At 63.2% G+C, this 22,466-nt stretch carries 21 protein-coding genes; 10 read left to right on the top strand and 11 right to left on the bottom strand.

Going from position 1 to position 22,466, the window contains the following annotated elements:
- Positions 1 to 17: 17 nt before the first annotated feature.
- A complete protein-coding gene (locus tag NKI32_RS03240) occupies positions 18 to 875 on the bottom strand; it encodes an NHL repeat-containing protein (protein ID WP_023692976.1) in 858 nt (285 codons plus the stop codon).
- Between the two features lie 116 nt (positions 876 to 991).
- Between NKI32_RS03240 and NKI32_RS03245 the strand changes: the two genes are divergently transcribed.
- Positions 992 to 1,792: a helix-turn-helix domain-containing protein gene (locus NKI32_RS03245; RefSeq protein WP_023681272.1), complete on the top strand. Its 801-nt coding sequence runs from the start codon at positions 992 to 994 to the stop codon at positions 1,790 to 1,792.
- A gap of 174 nt (positions 1,793 to 1,966) precedes the next feature.
- Entirely contained in the window at positions 1,967 to 3,343 is a 1,377-nt protein-coding gene (locus NKI32_RS03250; protein WP_023673280.1) for an adenylate/guanylate cyclase domain-containing protein, read from the top strand.
- A gap of 142 nt (positions 3,344 to 3,485) precedes the next feature.
- On the opposite strand, the gene NKI32_RS03255 is transcribed toward NKI32_RS03250, so the two are convergent.
- Both NKI32_RS03255 and NKI32_RS03260 read right to left on the bottom strand, forming a co-directional pair.
- The gene (locus NKI32_RS03255) at positions 3,486 to 3,782 is read right to left on the bottom strand and encodes a YciI family protein (protein WP_353001833.1); all 297 of its coding nucleotides are present in this window, start codon (positions 3,780 to 3,782) and stop codon (positions 3,486 to 3,488) included.
- Between the two features lie 64 nt (positions 3,783 to 3,846).
- Positions 3,847 to 4,674, bottom strand: a complete 828-nt coding sequence (locus tag NKI32_RS03260) for an oxidoreductase (protein ID WP_023673282.1) — start codon at positions 4,672 to 4,674, stop codon at positions 3,847 to 3,849.
- Between the two features lie 123 nt (positions 4,675 to 4,797).
- On the opposite strand from NKI32_RS03260, the gene NKI32_RS03265 reads away from it, so the two are divergent.
- Positions 4,798 to 5,388, top strand: coding sequence for a TetR/AcrR family transcriptional regulator (locus NKI32_RS03265; RefSeq protein WP_023732785.1), 591 nt, complete (start codon positions 4,798 to 4,800; stop codon positions 5,386 to 5,388).
- 7 nt (positions 5,389 to 5,395) lie between these two features.
- Here NKI32_RS03265 and NKI32_RS03270 read toward each other — a convergent pair whose 3' ends face one another.
- The 3 genes from NKI32_RS03270 to NKI32_RS03280 form a co-directional block, all read right to left on the bottom strand.
- Positions 5,396 to 6,196, bottom strand: a complete 801-nt coding sequence (locus NKI32_RS03270) for a C40 family peptidase (RefSeq protein ID WP_023755335.1) — start codon at positions 6,194 to 6,196, stop codon at positions 5,396 to 5,398.
- 41 nt (positions 6,197 to 6,237) lie between these two features.
- Positions 6,238 to 7,176 (bottom strand): CHAD domain-containing protein, encoded by a 939-nt coding sequence (locus tag NKI32_RS03275; protein ID WP_353001835.1) that lies wholly within the window; start codon positions 7,174 to 7,176, stop codon positions 6,238 to 6,240.
- An 86-nt stretch (positions 7,177 to 7,262) separates the two neighbouring features.
- A complete protein-coding gene (locus tag NKI32_RS03280; RefSeq protein ID WP_023681278.1) occupies positions 7,263 to 7,760 on the bottom strand; it encodes a CYTH domain-containing protein in 498 nt (165 codons plus the stop codon).
- A 92-nt stretch (positions 7,761 to 7,852) separates the two neighbouring features.
- On the opposite strand from NKI32_RS03280, the gene NKI32_RS03285 reads away from it, so the two are divergent.
- From NKI32_RS03285 to NKI32_RS03300, 4 genes are read left to right on the top strand one after another with little or no spacing between them, the layout of a single operon-like run.
- Complete coding sequence (locus NKI32_RS03285; RefSeq protein ID WP_353001836.1) at positions 7,853 to 8,557, top strand: CerR family C-terminal domain-containing protein; 705 nt, start codon at positions 7,853 to 7,855, stop codon at positions 8,555 to 8,557.
- Complete coding sequence (locus tag NKI32_RS03290) at positions 8,554 to 9,504, top strand: HlyD family secretion protein (RefSeq protein WP_353001837.1); 951 nt, start codon at positions 8,554 to 8,556, stop codon at positions 9,502 to 9,504. Before NKI32_RS03285 ends, NKI32_RS03290 begins: the two co-directional genes overlap by 4 nt.
- Positions 9,501 to 10,421 carry an ABC transporter ATP-binding protein gene (locus tag NKI32_RS03295; RefSeq protein ID WP_023673289.1) on the top strand — a complete coding sequence of 307 codons (921 nt, stop codon included), beginning with the start codon at positions 9,501 to 9,503 and terminating at the stop codon, positions 10,419 to 10,421. Before NKI32_RS03290 ends, NKI32_RS03295 begins: the two co-directional genes overlap by 4 nt.
- A complete protein-coding gene (locus NKI32_RS03300; RefSeq protein WP_023681282.1) occupies positions 10,418 to 11,554 on the top strand; it encodes an ABC transporter permease in 1,137 nt (378 codons plus the stop codon). The genes NKI32_RS03295 and NKI32_RS03300 overlap by 4 nt, the downstream gene beginning before the upstream one ends.
- Before the next feature lie 4 nt (positions 11,555 to 11,558).
- Here the strand turns inward: NKI32_RS03300 and NKI32_RS03305 are convergent, their stop codons facing one another.
- Genes NKI32_RS03305 through NKI32_RS03315 form a run of 3 tightly spaced genes read right to left on the bottom strand, consistent with a single transcriptional unit; the run spans position 11,559 to position 13,542 of the window.
- Positions 11,559 to 12,158: a DNA-3-methyladenine glycosylase gene (locus NKI32_RS03305; RefSeq protein WP_353001839.1), complete on the bottom strand. Its 600-nt coding sequence runs from the start codon at positions 12,156 to 12,158 to the stop codon at positions 11,559 to 11,561.
- 17 nt (positions 12,159 to 12,175) lie between these two features.
- Positions 12,176 to 12,556, bottom strand: a complete 381-nt coding sequence (locus tag NKI32_RS03310; protein ID WP_023681284.1) for a nuclear transport factor 2 family protein — start codon at positions 12,554 to 12,556, stop codon at positions 12,176 to 12,178.
- Positions 12,557 to 12,564: 8 nt separating this feature from the next.
- On the bottom strand, positions 12,565 to 13,542 hold the full coding sequence (locus NKI32_RS03315; RefSeq protein WP_023748246.1) for a threonine ammonia-lyase: 978 nt from the start codon (positions 13,540 to 13,542) through the stop codon (positions 12,565 to 12,567).
- A gap of 195 nt (positions 13,543 to 13,737) precedes the next feature.
- Between NKI32_RS03315 and NKI32_RS03320 the strand changes: the two genes are divergently transcribed.
- Together NKI32_RS03320 and NKI32_RS03325 are read left to right on the top strand one after the other, a co-directional pair.
- Positions 13,738 to 15,759, top strand: a complete 2,022-nt coding sequence (locus tag NKI32_RS03320) for a hydantoinase/oxoprolinase N-terminal domain-containing protein (protein WP_352595217.1) — start codon at positions 13,738 to 13,740, stop codon at positions 15,757 to 15,759.
- Positions 15,760 to 15,892: 133 nt separating this feature from the next.
- Entirely contained in the window at positions 15,893 to 18,064 is a 2,172-nt protein-coding gene (locus NKI32_RS03325; protein WP_352595214.1) for a malate synthase G, read from the top strand.
- A 205-nt stretch (positions 18,065 to 18,269) separates the two neighbouring features.
- Here the strand turns inward: NKI32_RS03325 and NKI32_RS03330 are convergent, their stop codons facing one another.
- Together NKI32_RS03330 and NKI32_RS03335 are read right to left on the bottom strand one after the other, a co-directional pair.
- Positions 18,270 to 19,802, bottom strand: a complete 1,533-nt coding sequence (locus NKI32_RS03330; protein ID WP_352595211.1) for a YifB family Mg chelatase-like AAA ATPase — start codon at positions 19,800 to 19,802, stop codon at positions 18,270 to 18,272.
- 250 nt (positions 19,803 to 20,052) lie between these two features.
- A complete protein-coding gene (locus NKI32_RS03335) occupies positions 20,053 to 21,117 on the bottom strand; it encodes a glycosyltransferase (RefSeq protein WP_353001842.1) in 1,065 nt (354 codons plus the stop codon).
- Between the two features lie 184 nt (positions 21,118 to 21,301).
- Between NKI32_RS03335 and NKI32_RS03340 the strand changes: the two genes are divergently transcribed.
- A complete protein-coding gene (locus tag NKI32_RS03340; protein WP_353001843.1) occupies positions 21,302 to 22,375 on the top strand; it encodes a glycosyltransferase family 2 protein in 1,074 nt (357 codons plus the stop codon).
- Positions 22,376 to 22,466 lie beyond the last annotated feature (91 nt).

A 22,466-nucleotide genomic window follows, 5' to 3' on the forward strand; every position in this document is an offset into this window, starting at 1 on the left:
CCGGCAAGTGTGCGCCGTCAGTCCAGGCTCAGCACCGCGATCTCGCCCTCGTTCATCAGCGGCACGAAGATCCGCGTGCCGTCTGTGCCGATATCGGCGCTGCCCGGCTTGAACTGCTCTACAGCCTTCGGCGCCTCGCCGACTTTGTACCGATAGAGCGTGCCGGTCATGAAGGCGGTGGCGTAGATGCTGTCGCCGATGGCGACGACGCCGTCGAGGTCGGCGAAGTTTTGTGCGCCAGGCAGCGGCGTCACGGCTTTCGTCGCGAGATCGACCGACAGCAGGCCCCCGGGCGCGGCAGTGCTGAAGTCCGGCTTGATGCCCTTGCCCCAGGACGCCACGATCAGCCGATCGCGATCGGCAAAGATGCCGTTGGGTGCGGCGAGCTTCGCATCCTTCACGAACAGTTCCGGCTTGTCGCCGTCAATGCGGTAGATCGCATCGGCCAGCATGTCGGTGACATAAACCTTGCCCGAACTGTCCGATGTCACGTCATTGAGGAAAACGGCGCCGGGCACATCGATCGTCGAGATGAGCTTGCCGCTGGCGAGATCGACGATGCGCACCTTGGTGATGTCGGCGACGTAGAGCTTGCCGCCAGAGATCGCCGAGCCCTTCGGTGCATCCATGCCGGCGGTCCAGTGCCGGCTAACGACCTTGCCGTCCAGCGACAGCACCGAGAGATAGCCGTTGCCGTCGGCCTCCCCGGGATTGCCGACGATGTTGGAGACGATAATGCGATTGTTGGCGGCATCGAACAGCGCCGATTCGGGTTGCTCGAAGCCCGAGGCGCGCCAGAGTTCGGCGGCCTCGGCCGCAGGCACGAGCGCGATACCGAAGGCGGCGAGACAAATAGAGGGGATGAGGGTTTTCACGGCCAGGTCTCCTGTGGTGGATGGCGGAGAGCTAGAGATGTCGATACTTTTCCGGAAGGGCGATTGCCGCTAGTATCGAAACGCGATACCAAACCGCGAGAAAAGAGGTGCATTCCATGAACGGCCTGATCTTCGAGGCGCTGAAGCGGACGCTGAAGGCCAAGGGCGTCACCTATCGTGAGCTAGCCGGGCGTATGGGCATTTCCGAGCCGACGGTGAAGCGCATCTTCCACGAGCGCAACTGCAAGCTCGACCGTCTCATCGGGATCTGCGCTGCCGCCGGCGTCGAGCTGGAAAACGTGCTGGGGTCGATGAACCGGGGGCCGGGACCGGTCAATCGCATCGCGCCGGAGATCGAGCGCAAGCTCGCGGGACGGCCGGCGCTGCTGTTCATCTTCGTCATGCTGTCGGAGAAGTTCACGCCCGAAGGCGTCATGCGCTCGCAAGGCTTGAGCGAAGCCTCGATGTTCCTTTATCTGCGCGATCTCGAAGCGATCGGCCTGATCGCATTGGGCAGCGGGCTGTCGGCACGGCTGCTGGTCGACACACCGATCCAGTGGAATTTCGAAGGGCCGCTCAGGCCGCTATTCGAGATGACAAACAAGAATTTCATCGGCTGGGCGATCACCCATCTGGAGCGGGAAGCGACCTTCGTCTCTTTCTCCAGGCGGATGCGGCCGGAGACGGCGGAGATGGTGAAGCGCGAGGCGGAGGAACTGGCCGAGCGCGCCAAACTGCTCGCCCATCACGACCAGCACACGACGCCGGAAGACGGGCTGACCGGCTACAAATGGACGTTTGCTTTTGGCGCAACCCCGTTTCCGGCGATCATGCCGATCGGCCCGCACCCCAGGGATGCCGGTGCGTCCGACCGGCCCACCGCTCCGGCAAAGGGACGCCGCCCGTTGCCGGCCTGACTGGGCCATCATCCGAGCAGGATTGCATCTGGCGGCTGAGCTTGTCGCGCTCCAGTCCGGAGGTGCTTCAAAAATGAAGCCACATTCATGATAGAGTTCGCGCGCTGATTTGCCAGACTGTACGGGGCGGGTTTGCCGAATGCGTGACCGTCCCCGCAAAATCGAAGTGATCCTATGCCGACCGCGCCAACACTTGAACTTCGCCGCTATTCGCGCCTGAAAAATTTGCGGGAGCGCGCAGAACGCCAGGGTGCTGCATTGCAGTTCTGGGCGCGCACGGCATCGCTCGCCGTGATCTCCTGCTTCTTTTCCTTGATCAGCCGCTGGGATGCCTCGCTGCTCTTCGTGCTGGCGGGCCTCGCGCTGTTCCAACTCGTCGGCCTGATCCAGTTTCGCTTTGCGCGCCGTCGCAACGCGCCATGGTGGATCGGTTACCTCGTCGGTACGCTGGACATCATTCTGTTGACCGTTCTGCTGGTAACGCCCAACCCGTTTTCCCTCGAGGTCGCGCCGGCCGCGATGCAACTGCGCGAGGGCAGCTTCAAATTCCTGCTGATTTTCGTATGCCTTGGCGCGCTGACCCTTTCGACACGATTGGCGCTCTATCTCGGCGCGCTCGCGGCCTTGACGTGGACGATCGGGGTGGGATGGGTGGTTTTTCATGCGGGAACCGTCATTCCGGCAACGAACCTCTATTCGCTGCCGATGACAGAGCGACTGAATCTCTATCTCAACCCCAATTTCGTCGATACGTTCGCGCAGGCGACCAATGTGTTGGTTGTGCTGATTATCGGCGCGATCATGGCGCTGGTCGTCTCTCGTTCCCGACATCTGTCGGAAGACTATGTCAAGGCGGAGCGCGCCCGCGCCAATCTCGCCCGGCATTTTTCGCCCAATGTCGTCGACCAGCTCGCCACGGATGACGAGCCCTTCGGCCCGGTCCGCCGGCAGGATATCGCGGTGCTGTTCGCCGACATCGTCGGCTTCACACACTATTCCGAGGATCATCCGGCCGAAGCAGTGTTCGAACTACTGCGTCAGTTCCACCGTCGCATGGAGCAGGTCGTTTTCGACCACCATGGCACCGTCGACAACTATATCGGCGATTGCATCATGGCGACCTTCGGGGTTCCGCAAGCCAGCCATGACGACGCAACCCGGGCCATCCGGTGCGCTGAAGCGATGATCGCCGCTATCGAAGACTGGAATGTCCAGCGTGTGTCCAGAGGATATCCGCCGCTGGACGTTCGGATCGGTGCACAATATGGCGCCGTCGTCCTCGGCGCGGTCGGCAGCGAGCGCAACCTGTCCTTCGCGGTGGTGGGCGACACCGTCAACGTCGCCAGCCGTTTGCAGGCGCTCTGCCGGGAGCTTCAGGCGAATATTTGCTTTGGGTCACGACTGATTGAGGCCGCGAAGGCGGAATCGCTCGGGACACAGCTGAATGCGCGCGATCATGGACCGGTTAGCATCCGCGGCCGGGACGAACCGGTCCATGTCTGGGTCGAACACAGAGCCGAAAACCAGGGCGCTATTGCGGTTTCGGCGTGATGCAGGCCGCCATGTGAGACGCCTGCACCTCGGCAGGATGGACGCCAGAAACCTCGACAGGATCGCGCCCGCCAGCGTGCGCAAAGCTGGCCCGTTCGAGAGCGACTTTCGCTGCCGCATCGATGCGGTTTGGTCGAAATGGTTAGCCGTGCGTTTTCAAATGCAGCATCGGATGGTGTTCGTAGTGCCCGGCGCCATTCTTCACGATCGGGTCCTCCGAGGTGATCGCCTCTATGTCCAGATCATCGGCAATCCGATAGAGCGACACCCCATAACCGCCAGCCGGGCCCATCACGGGGCCGTGCGCGACGATAAGCCTCTTTTCAAGCAGGTCATCCAGGAATGCTCCGTGCTGCTTCATCCACTCTTCCTCATCGGTGGTCATCGTTGCCAGAAAGTCGGAACGCGGCGGAATATATTTGCACAAATAGGACTTCATTCGTCGCTCCTCGGCGAAAGGAGGCTCGCCTGCCGGACTGGCCTGGCGATGCCGTGATTTTAGATCAATCGGCCACGCCCATCTGCTTGCGGAAGCTCTTGTCGAACATGTTTTCGGGCACGAAGCGCCGCATGAAGCGAAGACGGCCTGCCGTTTTGCCAGGCGTATAGCGCATGCTCGGCGTCTTTTCGGTGGCTGCCTGTACCACTTTGTCGGCCACGGCTTCCACCGGATCGCCGCTCGCGATTCTGTTGCGCCAGGTCGAATTCATGGCTGAGCGCCCCTGTTCGTAGACGCCGGAAATCCGGTCAGGCTGTTCGGCGTTCTCTTCCAGTCCGGTGCGGGTGAAGGCGGGCTCGACAAGGGAAACCCTGATGCCGAACGTTCGAAGTTCGTGATCGAGCGACTCGGAATATCCTTCGACTGCGTGTTTGGTGGCGGTGTAGAGGGCGGTGAATGGCCCCGGCAGGAAACCGGACACCGAACTGATGTTGATGATCCGGCCCTCGCCCTGTCTGCGCATGATGGGCAGCACTTCATTGGTCATGCGAACGATGCCGAAGACATTTATGTCGAACAGGCTTTGGGCTTGAGCGACCGATGATTCCTCGGCGCCGCCGATCAGGCTGCGGCCCGCATTGTTTACCAGTACGTCGATCCGGCCGGCGAGGGCGACAACTTGCTTGATGGCGTCTCTGACGGACCCATCATCGGTGACGTCGCAAGGGACCATGTGAATGCCCTGACGCACTTCGTTGGGCGCAGCTCGGCGGCTGGTGCCGAACACGCGATACCCCGCCCGGATGAGCGCAAGTCCGGCCGCATGCCCGATGCCACCCGAAGCGCCGGTGATCAGCGCGATCTTCTCGGCGCGCGACTGAACTTGTGTCATCTCAACTTTCCTGCCTAATGATTATGATCGTAATCATTAGGTGATAATGACCGCCATAATCATTGTCAAGCGCCTCCGCCACGTCTTATATGTCGATCATCATCAATAGGAGAGGATGCGGTCGTGAAGGTGAGCAAGGAGATGGTCGAGTTAAATCGAGAGCGGGTCATCGATACCGCCGCAAAGCTCTTCCGCGAACAAGGGATCGACGGGATCGGCATTGCCGATCTGATGAGCGCGGCCGGGCTTACCCACGGAGGCTTCTACCGACAATTCAAGTCGAAGGACGACCTCATCGTTCAGGCCATGCAGCGGGCCTTCAGTGACATGAGCGCCGATCTATCCGCCCGGCTCGCTTCGACCGATACTCCGTTTGAGACGCTCGTGCGCCACTACATCTCGGACCATCATCGCGACAATCCGGGGCACGGATGCAGCCTCACCGCACTGGCGGCCGATGCCGCCCGGCACGACGATCCAGCGCTTCGATCGTTCTTCGGAAGCATCGTCAGCAATTATGTCGCGTTGATCATTTCACTCCTGCCGGGAAGCGACCCGGCCGCGAAGCGGAGTGCCGCGATCGCATTCCTAGCGGAAATGGTCGGATCGGTGATCCTCTCCCGCGTCGTGCCCGATCCGACGCTTTCCGCTGAGATCATCGACACTGTCTCGAATGATCTCATAGGGCGCCACTCGCCACCGGCGCCGGTTTGAATGGTTGCTATTCGGCGGCCTTCGCCTCAGCGGCCCTATCTTCCCAGGTCACCGCCCGGTAGTCGAAACCAAATTCCAGCGTCGGTTTCACGATGCGGAAGAAGGGCGACAGGTCGAAGTCGCGCGGCGTGTAAAGCGAGTGGTGGCGGATGTGCAGGATTTCGCGGCGCGAATAGTTCGACTGCGCCGAGGCGCGCCCGGGCGCGCGGGTGATCTCGGGCAGGATCGGATAGCGGATCTCGCCATAGGCTTCGGCGATCAGGGTCGAGCAGATGGCGCGCGTCGGGTCGCCGGAGCCGAAAGCCAGCATGCGGCGGCGCCAGCGCACCGGCACCGGCGGCGTCGGCAGGAAAAAGCGCAGCATGTCGAAAATGTTCTTGAGATCGTATTTCAGGCCGAGCTTGCCGATCATGAAGGCGACGACATGGTCGCGGTCTTCCGGGGTCAGCCCGCTCGCCCGGCAGATACGGGTGTTGTAGGTGCGGTAGCGCGACAGCGGCACGGCGACACAGCCTTCGCCGAGCGTGACTTCGATCAGCCGACGCCGTTCCGATCCGTCCTCCGGCTCGGACAAGGCATCGCCGATATAGAAGGCCGCATGCGACCAGGTCGACTGGGTCAGGTATTTGATCGCCGCCGAGATCTTCTGGTTGCCTTCGATGAGCAGGATGTCGCCGGGCTCGAGCGTGCGCCGCAACGTCTCGGCGTCGGACGGCGTGTAGGGCTCATAGCCGGAGGATTCGTCCTGCAGCCGGCCGGCAAGCCAGCGGCCAAGTCGGTCGAGAAGCGTGTCGCGCGGCGCGGTCATGGCAAAGTGTGACTAGCACGAGGTGACGTCCTCGGCCATGATCAACCGACCGGGACCTCTTTCGACAATGCCGGGCCGGCGAGGTCGTCGCGCGCATTGCGCGCGAGTTTCTTCGTCAAGCGCTTGGGGCTGTCGCCGAACAGCTCGGCCGCTCCGGCGAGGCAGCTCTTCTTCAGGCTTTTTTCCGAGCGCTTCAAAAGCTTGCCCAGGAGCTTGGTGTCCTGCGCATCGCCGAGCGGCTCGCCGTCGGCTTCGAGCAGGGCGCGCATGACGAAGACATCGTGCAGTTCGCCGAGCTTTTCACCCAGTTCGTCGACCGCCTTGCGCCGCACCTTGATCGGCGTCGGCCATAGCCGGCCGAGCAGCGACAGATGCATCGAGTGGGTCTTGGCAGCCTTGCGCAGATCGTGGAAATCCTCGGCTCCTCCGTGGGATCCGGCCTTGTCCAGCGCCTTCCTGGCCCGGCGCAAGGTCTTGCAAGCGCCTTCCGCAAGCACATCGGCTGCATGCTCAGGCAGATCGGGGAGCAGCAGCCGCTCTATCCTGATGAGGCCTTCCTCGCAGGCGGCGGTGGCCGCGCCTATGGCGGCGTCGAGGCCGGCGCCGGCATGCATTTCATGCTGGCGGGCAATCAGCCGGTCGCGCACGCTGTCGAGGCCGCCGCCGGCAACCTGCTCGGGAAAGGCGGCTGCCAGCCGGTCGACGGTCTCGACCAGCGCGGTCGCCTCGCGCGGCCCGGCAAGCAGCGCCGCCACCTGACGGTAGCATTGGTTCTCAGTCCGACAGAATGTTTCATTTCCGGAACGGACCAGCCGCAGCAAGGCGCGCGCGCTCTTCAGCCGCTTGCGGCATTTGTGCAATGCCTGCTCCGGCTGGTCGCGCGCGACGGCCAGATGGGCAAGCGCCTTGCCGATCTCCTCGCCAAGGATACGCCTGACCTCGCCGGTCAGCGGCAGGCGCGGATCGATGCGAAAGCTCATGCGGCGATCTCCGGAATCCCCCTAGAGCATGATGCCGAAAAGTGTGAAGCGGTTTTCGGACGACATCATGCTCCATCTCTTTTGATTTAGAGCCGGATTCCGATTTTAGGTCGACCCGACCTAAAATCATCCGGCTCTAGGGCGAGCGACGCGTTGTAAAATCTCTGCTCGCCGGTCACTTCGCGGCCGAGCCAATCGGGCAGCATTTCGTCAGGTACATCCTCCGGCGTCTCCAGTTCGGCCACCACAAGGCCGGCTAGGATCCCGCCGAAAACATCGACTTCGTAGAGATAGCCGCGATGCCTAACATGGTGGCGTGTCTTCTCGATGACATGTCCGATGGCGAAGGCCAGCATCTCCTCGGCATCAGTCAGAGGAATTTCATATTCGTATTCGTCGCGCTCGCGGATCTTGCTGCCGAATTTAAGCGTCAGCTTCGCCGAACTGCCGTCGCTGATGCGCACGCGCACGGTGCGGCCAGGTGCTGCGGCAAGATAGAACTGGCGAATGCGTATATTCGCCTCGGCCATTTCCAGCCATTCGGCGCTGGAGACCAGGAACTTGCGTTCGACTTCCTTGCCCATGGCCGCGCACTAAAGCGTCTGCGGCCCGACATGGCAAGCCGCCGCGGATAATCAATTTGACTTTAATCAATCGATTGATTAAAGTGCCCAGCATGATCAAAACCGTAGCCGATAAAACGCCCCGCCAGGAGACATCCCCCGCAGAGCAGACGCGCGCCGCACTCGTGCTTTCGGCGCTCAAGCTGTTCGGACGGCAAGGGTTCGACGGCACGTCGACGCGTGAGATCGCCGCCGAGGCCAAGGCCAACATCGGCTCGATCGCCTATCATTTCGGCGGCAAGGAAGGGTTGCGCGGGGCCGCCGCCGACCACATCGTCGAAACCATCCAGTCGGTTGCCGGCCAGGCGCTCGGCGGCACGCAATTGCCGGGTCAAGCCGGCCCGGAGGCGGCGAGGGCACAATTGTTCGCCGCGCTGGAAGCGATGGTGGCGTTTATCGTAGCCAGACCGGAAGCTGGCGATATCGTACAATTTGTACTTAGGGAATTGACGCATCCGACGGCCGCCCTCGACCGCATCTATGACGGGGTGTTCGAACCGACGCACCGCCGCCTCTGCCAGATCTGGGAACAGGCGACGGGCGAGCCGGCCGAAAGCGAGGCCACCAAGCTCGTGGTCTTCACGCTGATCGGCCAGGTCATCTATTTCCGCATCGGCCGCGAAGCAGTGATGCGTCGTATGGGCTGGCGCGAGATCGGCAACACCGAAGCCGCCAAGGTGGTGGCGGCGGTCACAAGCAATCTTGGCGCCATACTGGCGGCCCGAAATCCGGTCGCCCGCAAGGAGGGCAAGCGATGAGTTTTCTCTGTTCCCTGCCGCTCGCAGCCCAGCTGTTCGGCGCCTGCGCGCCGGCAGCGCCGCTTGCCGTCGGCTATGTCGAGGGCGACTATGTCTTGCTGGCGCCGATCGAAGTGGCGCAGATCGAGACCGTCGCGGTCAAGCGCGGCGACCGTGTTGTATCAGGCACGCCGGTGGTGACTCTCGAAAGCGCCGACGCAAAAATCGCCGTCGCCCAGGCAAAGGCCGCGCTCGCCCAGGCGCAGGCGCAGCTTGCCGACCTGCAGATCGGCAAGCGGCCGGAGGAGATCGCGGTGCTGAAGGCCGAGGTCGACATGGCCAAGGCCCAGGCCACGGATGCCAAGCGCAAATACGACCGCGCCGCCGACCTGTTCAAGCGCGGTGCCGGCACGCAGGCCGACTACGACACCGCCGCCGCGACGCTGGAGACCGCCAATGCGCAGGTCGGCCAGGCGCAGGCCAACCTCGCGGTCGGCGGTCTGCCTGCGCGTCCCGAAACGATCAAGGCGGCAGACAATCAGGTCAAACAGGCACAGTCGGCGTTGGAACAGGCTGAGTGGCGGCTATCGAAGCGCGTGCTGGCGGCACCCTCGCCCGGCCGCATCAATGACGTCATCCGCAATCCCGGCGACACCGCTGGTCCGACCGCGCCTGTCATTTCGATGTTGCCGGACGGTGCGGTGAAGCTCAGCGTCTATGTCCCGGAAAGTGCGTTCTCGTCGATCAAGGTCGGCACGCTGCTTGTCGTCCATTGCGACGGCTGCGGGCCGGAGGTGAAGGCGCGCGTCAGCTATGTCTCGCCCGACCCGGAATTCACCCCGCCGGTGATCTACTCGCTCGAGAACCGGCAGAAGCTGGTCTACCTCGTCGAGGCGCGGCCTGAGGGCAAGGCGCAAGCGCTGCAGCCGGGACAGATCGTCGATGTCGAGCTGGCGGCCTCAAAATGAACGCCATCGACGTTCATGGCCTGGTCAAGCGTTTCGGCGACAAGACCGTCGTCGACCATGTGACGATGACGGTGGCCGAGGGCGAGATCGTCGGCTTTCTCGGGCCCAACGGGTCCGGCAAGACGACGACCATCCGCATCATGTGCGGCCTGCTGACGCCCGACGAGGGCGAAGGTACGGTGCTGGGTTTCAACATCCGCACCGAGTCGCTCCGCATCAAGCGCGAAGTCGGCTACATGACGCAGAAATTCTCGTTCTACGAGGATTTGACGATCGGCGAGAATCTCGAATTCGTGGCGCGGCTCTACCGGCTGAAGCCGGTCGAGGAGCATGTGTCGAAAACGCTGGAAGAGCTTGGTCTGACGAGCCGCCGCAACCAGCTCGCCGGCACGCTGTCGGGCGGCTGGAAGCAGCGGCTGGCACTGGCCGCCTGCATCATGCACAAGCCGAAGCTGCTGCTGCTCGACGAGCCGACCGCCGGCGTCGATCCGAAGGCGCGGCGCGAATTCTGGGACGAGATCCACCGGCTGGCGAGCGGCGGTCTGACCGTGCTGGTGTCCACCCACTACATGGACGAGGCCGAGCGCTGCCACCGCATCAGCTACATCTCCTACGGCAAGATGCTGGCCACCGGCACGGTGGACGAGGTGGTGACGAATGCCGGTCTGACCACCTTCGTGCTGCAGGGACCGCGCCTCGACCAGGTCGCCGATGCACTCAGGGACCGGCCCGGCGTCGACCAGGTGGCGCCGTTCGGCGCGACGCTGCATGTCGTCGGCTCCGACAAGGCAAAGCTCGAAAAGGCGCTCGCCGATGTCGAGAAGGAGCACAAGGGCGTCAGCGTAAAACCCGGCGAGACCAGCCTCGAGGACGTCTTCATCCAGTTCATGTCCGGCTCGAAGGACAATATGGCATGAACAGCGTCTTCTCCTTCGCCAGGCTCGGTGCGCTGCTGATCAAGGAATTCATCCAGATGCGGCGCGACCGCATCACCTTCGCCATGATGCTAGGCGTGCCGCTTTTGCAGCTGGTGCTGTTCGGCTACGCCATCAACAACGATCCCAAAAGCCTGCCTGCCGCACTGGTGGCGACCAGCAACGACCCCTACACCCGCGCCATTGTCGCGGCTCTGCAGACCACCGGCTACTACCGCTTCGACCATGTCGCGCAAAGTGCCGAGGCTGCCGAATTCCTGATGGCGCGCGGCGATGTCGCCTTCGTCGTCACCATCCCGGCCGATTTCGGCCGCCGGGTGGAGCGCGGCGACAATCCGCAGATACTCATCGAGGCCGACGCCACCGACCCGGCCGCCGCCAGCGGCGCCATCTCGACGCTAAGCAAAGTGGCCAGCCAGGCGCTGCTTCGGGCGCAAGGCATGCAGGAGGCGGCGAGTGAGGCCGCCAGGGGCCAGCTCGATGTGGTGGTGCACCAGCGCTACAATCCGGAAGGCATCTCGCAATACAACATCGTGCCCGGCCTGCTCGGCGTCATCCTGCAGATGACCCTGGTGATGATGACCTCGATCGCGCTGACCCGCGAGACCGAGCGCGGCACGATGGAAAACCTGCTCGCCATGCCGTCCAGCCCGTTCGAGATCATGCTGGGCAAGGTGCTGCCCTATCTTGTGGTCGGTGGCGTCCAGGTGGTGGTGGTGCTGGCGGCGTCGAAGCTTCTGTTCGCCATTCCTTTCACCGGCTCGATGTCGCTGCTGCTTACCGCCGTGCTGGTGTTCGTGCTGGCGCTGGTGCTGCTTGGCTACACCATCTCGACCATCGCCCGCACGCAGATGCAGGCGCTGCAGCTGACCTTCTTCTTCTTCCTGCCGTCGATCCTGCTGTCCGGCTTCATGTTCCCCTATCGCGGCATGCCGGGCTGGGCGCAGACCTTCGGCGAGATTTTCCCGCTGACGCATTTTCTGCGCATCACCCGCGCGGTGATGCTGAAGGGCGCCGAACTGCCGGCGGTTGCGGGCGAGATCGCCTGGCTGGTCGGGTTCGTGGCCTTGTTTGCCGGCGTCGCATTGGTGCGGTTCAGGCGCACGCTCGACTGAGCGTTCAGAAATTGAGCGATCGCGGACCGCTGACGAACGGGCTGCCCCTGACATAGAACCGCAGCGGGCGGTCCGCATCCTTCGTGATGCCGATGCGGATGCCTTGGCCGATGTCGCTGGCCTGATGCTCGTCGGCTGCCAGCCATAGCGGGCCTTGGCGGCACAGATCGAGGCCGTCCAGCGAACGGTCGATCCGCAATGCCTGGGCGAGCCGCCCCGGCCCGCGCGCCAGGTCGCGCAGGCGCTCCACGCCCCGGTTCAGCCGCATGATGGCGATGCCTTCGAGCGGCTCCAGCGCCCGGATCAGCACGCCGGTGCCGGTGCCCGGCCCCTCGCCCGAGACATTGAGCATCCAGGAGACCCCATAGGCGAGGTAGACGTAGGCGTGTCCGGGCCCGAGGAACAGCGAACGGTTGCGCGGCGTCATGCCGCGATAGCCGTGCCCGGCGGCGTCGCCGGTGACATAAGCCTCGGTCTCGACGATACGGCCGCTGACGATGCCTTCCGGCAGCTCCCGCACCACGAGCTTGCCGATGAGATAGCGGGCGAGATCGGCCGTATCATCAGGCAGTTCGGCACGATCGAGCGGATGGTGGCCGGTCATGCTACCGCCGCCGTGTTTCAAGGTATCCGTTCGACCCATTGCGCGCGCGACTGCCCCGGCTCGAACGGATCGCCGAAATACTGGGTCTCGCGAACCACCTTGCCATCGACGAACTCCATGATGCTCACCGTATAGGACGGAATCCCGTCATAGGTCAGGACATATTCGGTGATCCAGAGGTCGCCTGACCCGGTGATCCGCCGCACGGCAAAGCGCTTCCGGTTGGGCTGCGTGGCGCGCGACGACTGGATGTTGTGCCGTCCGCTGATGCGCTCGCCTGATTGCGGATAATCGAGCACCGCGTCCTCGCGATAGATCTGATGCTCCGTCTCGAGATCATTGGCATCGGAGGCAGCCCAATGGCGATCGAGAGCCGCCCTTATCTCAGCGTCTGCCATACCGGTTCTCAGGCCGCGGCCATGATCTCGGCATAGGTGGTGAAATCGACATTGCCGCCTGACAGCACGACGGCGACGCATTTGCCCGACAGTTCGATCTCGCCTGACGAGAGCGCCGCCAGCGCCACGCAGCCGCCGGGTTCGACCACCAGCTTGAGATGGGCCATGGCGTCGCGCACCGCCTGTGCGGCCGCCTTGTCGGAGACGGCGATGGCGCCGGCGAGGTTCTTGCGGTTGATCTCGAAGGTGATGGCACCGGGCTCTGCGGTGAGGATGGCATCGCAGATCGAACTGTGGCCGGGCTCGTTGGAAACCCTTTTTCCTTCGATCAGCGAGCGGCGGGTGTCGTCGAAATGCTCGGGCTCAACGGCCCAGACTGCTGTGGCCGGCGAGGCATCCTTGACGGCGATCGAAATGCCGCTCGTCAGGCCGCCGCCGCCACAGGGAATGACGACCGCATCGAGGCTGACGCCGAGCGCTTTTGCCTGGCGCGTCAGTTCGAGACCGATCGTGCCCTGGCCGGCGATGATGGCCGGATCGTCGAAAGGAGGCACCAGCACCATGCCCTTGTCCATGTAGGGTCGCACCACCGTCATGCGGTCGTCGCGAAAGCGGTCGAACGGCACCACTTCGGCGCCCATCTTGCGGACATTGGCGATCTTCATCGCCGGCGCGTCGGCCGGCATGGCAATGACCGCCTTGACGCCGAACATGGCAGCCGCCGCGGCGACGCCCTGAGCATGGTTGCCTGAGGAGAAGGCGACGACGCCGCGGCTGCGCTCTTCTTCGCTCAGCGAAGACAGTTTGTTGTAGGCGCCGCGGAACTTGAACGAGCCGGTGCGCTGCAGCGTCTCCGGCTTGAACAGGATGCGGCCGCCGAAGCGTTTGTTGAGTTCCAGCGATTCGATCAAGGTCGTTTCGGCGATCAGGCCGGAGAGGCGCGCGGCGGCGGCATGGATGTCGGCGATGCCGGGGAGCGTGGTCATGGCGAAGTCCTGAAAGGGATGAGATCGGCGCATGGTGCACGCAAAGGCAGGCCACGCACCAATGAAAAAATGTGACCGTTACAAAGTTTGGCGGGCATGAGCGGCGACGAGGGTCAAACTGGCCCACCTCTCCCGCCTTTATCAGCCGGGCCGTATCGGCTAAGGGCGGGGGAGCAGAATCCCGGACCGCCAGACATGACCGCCAAGCCAAAACCCCTGTTTCTCGGTATCGACACCGGTGGCACCTATACCGATGCCGTGCTGTGGTCGGAACAAGGCGGGCCAAAAGGCAAGGTGCTGGCCAAGGCCAAGGCGCTGACCACGCGGCACGATCTTGCCGTCGGCATTTCCGGCGCGGTCGATGCGGTGCTGGGAAAATCGGCCACCGATCCGGCCGCGATCAAACTCGTGTCGATGTCGACGACGCTCGCCACCAATGCGCTGGTCGAGGGCCAGGGTGGGCGTGTGGCGCTCATCATGATCGGCTTTACCGGGGCCGACCTTGCGCGCGACGGGCTGAAGACGGCGCTCGGCACCGATCCGGTGGTGTTTTGTCCGGGCGGCCATGACGTGCACGGCAATGCGGCCAAGCTCGATCTGTCGGGGCTGGAAGCAGCACTCCCTGAACTCGGCGCCTCGGTGTCGGGCTTTGCCGTGTGCGCCTATTTCGCCACCCGCAACCCGGCGCATGAACTCGCCGCGCGCGACCTCATCCGCGAAAAGACCGGCCTGCCGGTGACCGCCAGCCATGAATTGTCGGCCAAGCTCGGCGGTCCGCGTCGCGCGCTCACCACCTTGCTCAACGCCAGGCTGATCTCGATGATCGACCGGCTGGTGGCGGCAACCGAAGGATTTTTGGAGGCCCGCAACATCGTAGCCCCCCTGATGGTGGTGCGCGGCGATGGCGCGCTGGTTTCGGCGGCGTTTGCCCGCCAGCGGCCGATCGAGACCATCCTGTCCGGCCCGGCCGCCAGCCTGGTCGGCGCCCGCCACATGACGGGCCTGGACAACGCCATGGTGTCCGACATTGGCGGCACCACCACCGATGTCGCCGTGCTCGACGGCGGCCGTCCTCGGCTCGATCCCGAAGGCGCCACTGTCGGCGGCTTCCGCACCATGGTCGAGGCGGTCGCCATGCGCACTTTCGGCCTCGGCGGCGATTCCGAGGTGGCACTGGAAGATGGCGCGCTCAACCCGAAAATCCTGCTCGGGCCGCGCCGCCTGGTGCCGCTGGCGCTGGCCGGCATGATGCATGGTGTTTCCGTGACATCGGAGCTCGAGCGCCAGCTCAGGGCGCCCAACCCCGGCCGCATGGACGGCCGCTTTGCGTTGCGCACCGGCGTGCCGGACAGGCTCGCCGCCGGCCTGACCGCGCCCGAGGCGAAACTGTATGAACTGATTGGTGCGGTGCCGCTCGCCATCGACAGGCTGCTCACCTCGAACGCCCAGAACGCCACGCTGAACCGGCTGGTCTCGCGCGGTCTTGTGCATATCTCGGGCTTCACCCCCTCGGACGCCGCCCATGTGCTCGGCAAGCAGGCCAACTGGGACCCGCTTGCGGCCCGGCTCGGCGCCGAACTGTTTGCCCGCAAGCGTGATGGGCGAGGCCAGTACATCGCGCCGTCTCCGGAGGTGATTTCCGAACGGGTGCTGCTGACGCTGACGCGCTGGTCGGCCGAATACATTCTGGAGACCGCCTTTGCCGAAGACGGGCTGGATGGCGCCGCCACCGTCGCGCATGCGCTGGTGCAGCGCGCCGTCGATTCCCATCCCGGCATCGCAAGGCTCAGCGTCGCGCTCGATCGTCCGGTCATTGGCCTCGGCGCCTCGGCGCCGCTGCACTATGCCGGCTTGGCCGAGCTGGTCGGTAATGAGTGCGTGGTGCCGGAGGATACCGACGTCGCCAACGCGCTCGGCGCCGTCGTCGGCCAGGTCCGCGTCTCGGCCGAAGCCCGCGTCAGCCAGCCCAAGGAAGGTTTGTTCCGGGTCGCGTCGGGGCAAACGGTGCGCGACTTCACGGACGAGGCCAAGGCGATCGCGGCAGCGGAGGCTGATGTGCGGGCGATCGTAGCCGAGCGGGCGAAGGATGCCGGCACGGATAATGCCGAGATCGACGTTTCGACCGAGTTCAAGGTGTCTACCGTTGAGGCCCAACGGATGTTTATCGAAGCGCATGTGGTGGCGGTTGCATCGGGTCGGCCGAGGATTGCGGTTTAGGTAATCTCCCCCCTTGGGGTCCCCTTGGGGGGAGATCAGCAGCTTCAAAATCCCCGCCTTCACCCTAAGCTGAATTGACCCTTCACCCCTGACATGCCAAAGGCCGCAAAGCCTTTCATCTGGAGAAGCCCTGATGACCGATCGCGTCGAGATCGCCGGATTGCGGATTGCCCGCGAACTGCATGACTTTGTCGGCGAAGCGCTGCCGGGTACCGGTATTGCCGCCGACGCCTTCTGGAACGGCTTTTCGTCCATCGTCCATGATCTCGCGCCGAAGAACCGGGCGCTGTTGGCCAAACGCGACGCCATGCAGGAACAGATCGACGCCTGGCACCGCGCCAATGGCGCGCCCATCGATATGGAGACCTACAAAAGCTTCTTGCGTGAGATCGGCTATCTCGTGCCCGAAGGGCCGGCCTTTTCCGTGTCGACCGACAATGTCGACCCCGAGATCGCCACCGTTGCCGGGCCGCAGCTGGTGGTGCCGGTGATGAATGCGCGTTATGCGATCAACGCCGCCAATGCCCGCTGGGGCTCGCTCTACGATGCGCTCTACGGCACCGACGCCATTGCCGAGACCGGTGGCGCCGAGAAGGGAAAAAGCTTCAACCCCGTGCGCGGCGCCAAGGTGGTTGCCTGGGCGAAGAGTTTTCTGGACGAGTCCGTGCCGCTCACCTCGGGCAAATGGGCCGGCGTGAACGGGCTGACGGTTTCGGGTGGCACCTTGCGGCTCGGCGCCGGCGCCGGCGGCACCACACTGGCCAACCCGAAACAATTTGCCGGCTACCGCGGCGACGGCGCCAACCCGGAAGCCATCCTGCTGGTCCAGAACGGCCTGCACATCGAGATCCTCATCGACCGCACCAACCAGATCGGCCGCACCGACCCGGCCGGCATTGCCGACGTGATCCTGGAATCGGCGCTGACCACCATTCAGGACTGCGAGGATTCGGTCGCGGCGGTGGATGCCGAGGACAAGGTCATCGTCTACCGCAACTGGCTCGGCCTGATGAAGGGCGATCTGGCGGAGGAAATCAGCAAGGGCGGCAAAACCTTCACGCGCAAGCTCAATCCGGACCGCGCCTGGACCGCGCCCAGTGGTGGCGCGCTGAGCTTGCCTGGCCGCTCGCTGATGCTGGTGCGAGACGTCGGTCACCTCATGACCAATCCGGCCATCCTCGACCGCGATGGCAACGAGGTGCCGGAAGGCATCTTGGATGCGGCGATGACGGCGCTGATCGCGCTGCACGATGTCGGCGCCAACGGGCGTCGGATGAATTCCCGCGCGGGCTCGATGTATGTGGTGAAGCCGAAGATGCATGGGCCGGAGGAAGTCGCCTTCGCAGTCGAGATTTTCGACCGCGTCGAAGCGCTGCTCGGTATGGCGGCAAACACCATCAAGATGGGCATCATGGACGAGGAGCGGCGCACCACCGTCAACCTCAAGGAGGCGATCCGCGCCGCCAAGGAACGCGTCGTGTTCATCAACACCGGCTTCCTCGACCGCACCGGCGACGAGATCCACACCTCGATGGAAGCCGGGCCGATGATCCGCAAGGGCGACATGAAGCAGGCCGCCTGGATCTCCGCCTATGAGGCGTGGAATGTCGATATCGGGCTCGAATGCGGGCTCGCCGGTCATGCCCAGATCGGCAAGGGCATGTGGGCGATGCCCGATCTGATGGCGGCGATGCTGGAACAGAAGATCGCGCATCCCAAGGCCGGCGCCAGCACCGCCTGGGTGCCGTCGCCGACGGCGGCGACGTTGCACGCCACGCACTATCACAAGGTCGATGTCCATGCCGTCCAGGCGGCGCTCAAGAGCCGGCCGAAGGCGAAGCTCGATGATATATTGTCGGTGCCGGTGGCGGTGCGGCCGAACTGGACCCCCGACGAGATCCAGCGCGAACTCGACAACAATGCGCAAGGTATTCTTGGCTATGTCGTGCGCTGGATCGACCAGGGCGTCGGCTGCTCGAAAGTGCCCGACATCAACGATGTCGGCCTGATGGAAGACCGCGCCACGCTGCGCATCTCCTCGCAGCACATCGCCAACTGGCTGCACCACAAGGTGTGCTCGCAGATCCAGGTGATGGATTCGCTGCGGCGCATGGCAGCGATCGTCGACCTCCAAAATGTCGGCGACCCGCTCTACCGCCCGATGGCCACCGATTTCGACAATTCCATCGCCTTCCACGCCGCCTGCGACCTGGTGTTTAGAGGCCGCGAACAGCCGAATGGCTATACGGAACCGGTGCTGCACGCACGGCGGCTGGAGCTGAAGGCGAAAGAGCGGGCGAATTAGCGCCTGCATTTCCCTCCCCCTTGAGGGGAGGGTGGCCCGAAGGGCCGGGTGGGGTCCTGCGTGAAGTGCGGCGACTCCCTTCGGACGACACTACAAGCAATGTCATTGCAGAGGCCCTTTCTCGGCTCGGCTCCAAAAAGATCGACCATTCTTCGGCGACCCCCACCCTGCCGCTTCGGGGCCACCTTCCCCTCAAGGAGGAGCGTTACGCCGCCTGCGCCACCCGCTCCGACATCATGCGGTAGGAAATCGCCTCGGCCAGGTGAATGCGGCCGACGGTTTCTCTCGCTTCGAGATCGGCCAGCGTGCGCGCCACTTTCAGCACCCGATGATAGGCGCGCGCGGAAAAGCCGAGCTTTTCGCTGGCGTCCTTCAACAGAGACAGGCCGGCGGCATCCGGCATCGCGATGTCCTCGATAACAGAAGGCGAGCAATGCGCGTTGGTGGTCGCGCTGGTCACGCCGAGCCGCTCGAACCGTTCGCGCTGGATGGTGCGGGCGCGCGCGACGCGCTGCGCAACGGCGGCACTTTTCTCCGCCCGATCCGGCCGGATCAGATCGGCGGCCGAAACCGCAGGCACCTCGATCCTGAGATCGATGCGGTCGAGCAGCGGGCCGGAAATGCGCGCCTGGTAGTCGGTGCGGCAGCGCTCACCGCGCAGGCAGCGATAGCCGGGCTCGCCGGCCATGCCGCAACGGCACGGGTTCATCGCCGCCACCAGCTGGATGCGCGCTGGATAGGTGACGCGGTGGTTGGCGCGCGCGATCATGCAGTCGCCGGTCTCCAGTGGCTGGCGCAGCGCATCCAAGGTCTGCGGCGTGAATTCGGGAAACTCGTCGAGGAACAGCACGCCGTTATGGGCAAGCGATACTTCGCCCGGCCGCGCCCTGATGCCGCCGCCGACCATTGCCGCCATCGAAGCCGAATGGTGCGGGGCGCGGAACGGCCGCCGGTCGGTGAGCTTGCCTTCGCCGAGCTCGCCGGCCACCGAGGCGATCATCGAGACTTCAAGAAGTTCCTTGGGCGCCAGTGGCGGCAGAATTGAAGGCAGCCTCTGCGCCAGCATCGATTTTCCCGAGCCGGGAGGCCCGACCATCAACAGATTGTGGCCGCCGGCCGCCGCCACTTCCAGCGCCCGCTTGGCGCTTTCCTGGCCCTTGATGTCTGAAAGGTCGGGCAGGTCGCGGGCCGAGACATGGATGCCGGGCTCGGGCCGCGACAGCACCTGCGTGCCGCGAAAATGATTGGCGATGGCAATCAGGCTGCGCGGCGCCAATATGTCGAAATCCTTGCCCGCCCAGGCCGCTTCCGGCCCGCAGCCGAACGGGCAGATCAGGCCCTTTCCCTCGGCATTGGCGCCGATCGCCGCCGGCAGCGCGCCGGCGACCGTGGCAATGGTGCCGTCGAGCGACAATTCTCCGAGCACGACATAGGAGGCCAGCATGTCGCCCGGAATGGCGCCGAGTGCAGCCATCAGGCCGAGCGCGATCGGCAGGTCGTAATGGCTCCCTTCCTTAGGAAGATCGGCAGGCGCCAGGTTGACCGTCACCTTCTTCGACGGCATCGACAGCCCCGACGCATGCAGTGCCGCCTGCACGCGCTCGCGGCTTTCGGCCACCGCCTTGTCGGCCAGCCCGACGATCTGCATGCCGACCTTGCCCGGCGCGATCATCACCTGGACATCGACCGGTACGGCCTCGATGCCCTGGAAAGCAACCGTGCGAACCCGCGCCACCATCTTGCTCTGCCCCCGGATATCGGCTCGCCTCGGCCTTGTGGTTCAGACCGCGAGCGACGTCAGGACAAGACAACCATAGATTTCAGGCCAAGGCAAGAACATTACAGGAACATGCATTCGTGGTGGCTGCAGCGCGCTGTGCCGGTTGCAAAAAAGGAAGATGGTCAAGCAAAATGGAACGGCTGCTCCGCCTCCTCGACCGCGTTTAACAAGGGCGACTAGGCCCTTCGGCGATCTGAGGGTGTTGCTTCTAAGCGGTGATGAAGGCATCGACCGAACCTGAAAGCGATCGATCGATCGCGACCTGCGGTGGAAGCCACTCCATGACAGGATATCTGAAAGGCCAAGGCAGGGCGATCCGGCGCGAAGAGCCGCTCTCCAGAAAAATCTCGTTTACAAGGTCTATGAACCGCCCGCGGTCTCGTTCGATTCGTTTCAAAGTTTGCGAACGAATGTAATCCCGGGGAATTCGTCGCTCCTTCAGCGCTAAGACAGCCTCCGCGATGGATCGAGGATCGGGTGGAACTGTGAGCGAATAGTCGTCATCCAGATAAAGGTCTCGGCCGCCATGGTTCGGCGTCGTGACCACTGGAAGGCCCGCGAGAAGATATTCCGTGCTGGCGAATATTGGTCCTTCCAGGTGAGAGAGACAGATTCCCACGGCTGCACGATTTAGATGCGTGTTCACCTGAGCCGGTGCCAATCGGACAGGCTTGCCGGTGCCGTCAAACTCGTTGATAAAGACGTGATGCGGCGCGAGCTCCCTATGCCGATTTATTCGCGCTCTTTCCGACTCCGTCGTGGAGGATCCGCTTGAATCTCGATAGAAGACAAATGCGCAACGCTGGATGCCAAGCGACAAGTCATGGCGCTTCCACGGAGCCAGCTGCGCATTGTAGATTGCATCAAATTCTACAGGGACGTCATCGAGAGGCCTGAATATGTGTTCGGAGGTTGTTGACGTCTTGTTGTGCAGGACGGCGGCCTCGCCGGACTGGTTCAACAGATCAGCCTCTGCCTGAGTGTTGGATAGGAAGATTAGCGAGTGACGGGGGTTCTTGAGTCTATGCAGAACGGCATAGGTCCGGATGGTTTTGACGCTAGCACTGTTTTCGACGGACCAGGTTGGCGAGATGAGAAACCAGGCGCGGTGGCTGCGTGGACGGAAAGGCATATGACTTGCTAATCCGAGCGGCGTACCGGACATTCCCGAATAGGATATGAACGGATCGTCCGACAGCAAACTGGCCTGAAGAGCAGGTTGCGACTTCGCGGAAGGGTGCCCTTTTCTGAGGTTGTGGCCATGACGCAGCATGGCTCTGACAATCTCGAATTTGGTAGGAGGGCGATACCCGTGCTGTAGGGTCAACATGCGGCAATTGCGATCTTGAGTGCGGAGAAAAACTCGCTTCGATAGAGAGAAATTTGGCAAAGAAACACCGCCATTTGATCGACGGAATATCTCAGGCGATCAAATCTGGTGTACGGAGAAGCGCCTCTTGAAAGAAAACATCGTCCCAAGCGGAGCTGGTTCTCACATCGCGCTACCAACCGTATCCGTTTGCGTAGGCTGTTTCAATCAAGAGGCATTCATCGACACTGCGATCCGATCCGTAGCGGCGCAGACATACACTGCGTTCGAATGCGTGGTGGTCGATGATTTTTCGACCGACGGTTCCCGCCGAAGGATTGAAGAGTGTCTGTCCCAGCTTGGCGACAGTCGTTTCCGCTTTCTGCCCCGACTGCAAAATGGCGGGCAGTTGACAGCAATGATGACCGGGCTTGACGCGACAGCCGGGCCCCTGATCTCCTTTCTTGACGGTGACGATGCTTGGCATCCTGACTTCATAGAATGCCATGTGAGAGCGCATCTCAGCCAAACCCGTATCGCGGCAATGTCGAGCTCCGATGAGGTGGTGATAGATACGGCCGGCAACCTGCTTGCGGGCGGTCATCCCGTATTCCACCTGAACGACCCGCGATCGATGCCGAAAATGAGCGGCTACCTGCATGTCGACACCGAAGCTGACCCGACATTATTATTTATTGATCGGGGTACCGTGGGTTGGTTTTGGTCAACCACATCGGGGATGATGTTTCGTCGAGCTCCGCTTGAAATCATGCGTCCATCCGATCCGGACGAAATAAAGATATGTGCCGATGGTTATATGGCTCGTGCCGCCCATATGATCGGCGGAACCGTGAGGATTGGGCGGGCTCTTGGCAGTTATCGGCTTCACGGCGGCAATGGCTGGGCGGACGGGCGCATCCTGGGTACCGGAGTTGGCCTCGGCAGGATGTCGCCTGATACTGAAATAGCGATACGGCGGGCACTGGCCAATCGTTGGTGCGAAGTGGCGCCGGGACTGGAGCATTTAATCTCCCGCCACTCAATGCGCAGGACCTTGGTCGACCTGATCGGACTGTCTGCAGCTTTTGCATTGCTGGAAAAGAACTCCGATGCGGGTTTTCTGCTGAAAGACTGGGCAACACCACAGCGAAAATTGCAGACCAGACTTATCGGTCTCCTTCCTCCGAAACTGAGGCCTCGGCGCTTCCGGGACATAGTTTGATTTGATGAGCCGCTTGCTCGGCAGTCTTACCCGATAAAGAGCATCCTTCGATGCTTCTCTGGACCCACCAAAGTCCTCCGTAGCAACGCAC

It is taken from the genome of Mesorhizobium sp. M0761, assembly GCF_040320205.1.
GTDB lineage: Bacteria > Pseudomonadota > Alphaproteobacteria > Rhizobiales > Rhizobiaceae > Mesorhizobium.

Coding starts and splice junctions, on each gene's coding strand:
- NKI32_RS03245 (WP_023681272.1), top strand. CDS start 992: ATGAACGGCCTGATCTTCGAGGCGCTGAAGCGGACGCTGAAGGCCAAG.
- NKI32_RS03250 (WP_023673280.1), top strand. CDS start 1,967: ATGCCGACCGCGCCAACACTTGAACTTCGCCGCTATTCGCGCCTGAAA.
- NKI32_RS03255 (WP_353001833.1), bottom strand. CDS start 3,782: ATGAAGTCCTATTTGTGCAAATATATTCCGCCGCGTTCCGACTTTCTG.
- NKI32_RS03260 (WP_023673282.1), bottom strand. CDS start 4,674: ATGACACAAGTTCAGTCGCGCGCCGAGAAGATCGCGCTGATCACCGGC.
- NKI32_RS03270 (WP_023755335.1), bottom strand. CDS start 6,196: ATGACCGCGCCGCGCGACACGCTTCTCGACCGACTTGGCCGCTGGCTT.
- NKI32_RS03275 (WP_353001835.1), bottom strand. CDS start 7,176: ATGAGCTTTCGCATCGATCCGCGCCTGCCGCTGACCGGCGAGGTCAGG.
- NKI32_RS03280 (WP_023681278.1), bottom strand. CDS start 7,760: ATGGGCAAGGAAGTCGAACGCAAGTTCCTGGTCTCCAGCGCCGAATGG.
- NKI32_RS03285 (WP_353001836.1), top strand. CDS start 7,853: ATGATCAAAACCGTAGCCGATAAAACGCCCCGCCAGGAGACATCCCCC.
- NKI32_RS03290 (WP_353001837.1), top strand. CDS start 8,554: ATGAGTTTTCTCTGTTCCCTGCCGCTCGCAGCCCAGCTGTTCGGCGCC.
- NKI32_RS03295 (WP_023673289.1), top strand. CDS start 9,501: ATGAACGCCATCGACGTTCATGGCCTGGTCAAGCGTTTCGGCGACAAG.
- NKI32_RS03300 (WP_023681282.1), top strand. CDS start 10,418: ATGAACAGCGTCTTCTCCTTCGCCAGGCTCGGTGCGCTGCTGATCAAG.
- NKI32_RS03305 (WP_353001839.1), bottom strand. CDS start 12,158: ATGACCGGCCACCATCCGCTCGATCGTGCCGAACTGCCTGATGATACG.
- NKI32_RS03310 (WP_023681284.1), bottom strand. CDS start 12,556: ATGGCAGACGCTGAGATAAGGGCGGCTCTCGATCGCCATTGGGCTGCC.
- NKI32_RS03315 (WP_023748246.1), bottom strand. CDS start 13,542: ATGACCACGCTCCCCGGCATCGCCGACATCCATGCCGCCGCCGCGCGC.
- NKI32_RS03320 (WP_352595217.1), top strand. CDS start 13,738: ATGACCGCCAAGCCAAAACCCCTGTTTCTCGGTATCGACACCGGTGGC.
- NKI32_RS03325 (WP_352595214.1), top strand. CDS start 15,893: ATGACCGATCGCGTCGAGATCGCCGGATTGCGGATTGCCCGCGAACTG.
- NKI32_RS03330 (WP_352595211.1), bottom strand. CDS start 19,802: ATGGTGGCGCGGGTTCGCACGGTTGCTTTCCAGGGCATCGAGGCCGTA.
- NKI32_RS03335 (WP_353001842.1), bottom strand. CDS start 21,117: ATGCTGCGTCATGGCCACAACCTCAGAAAAGGGCACCCTTCCGCGAAG.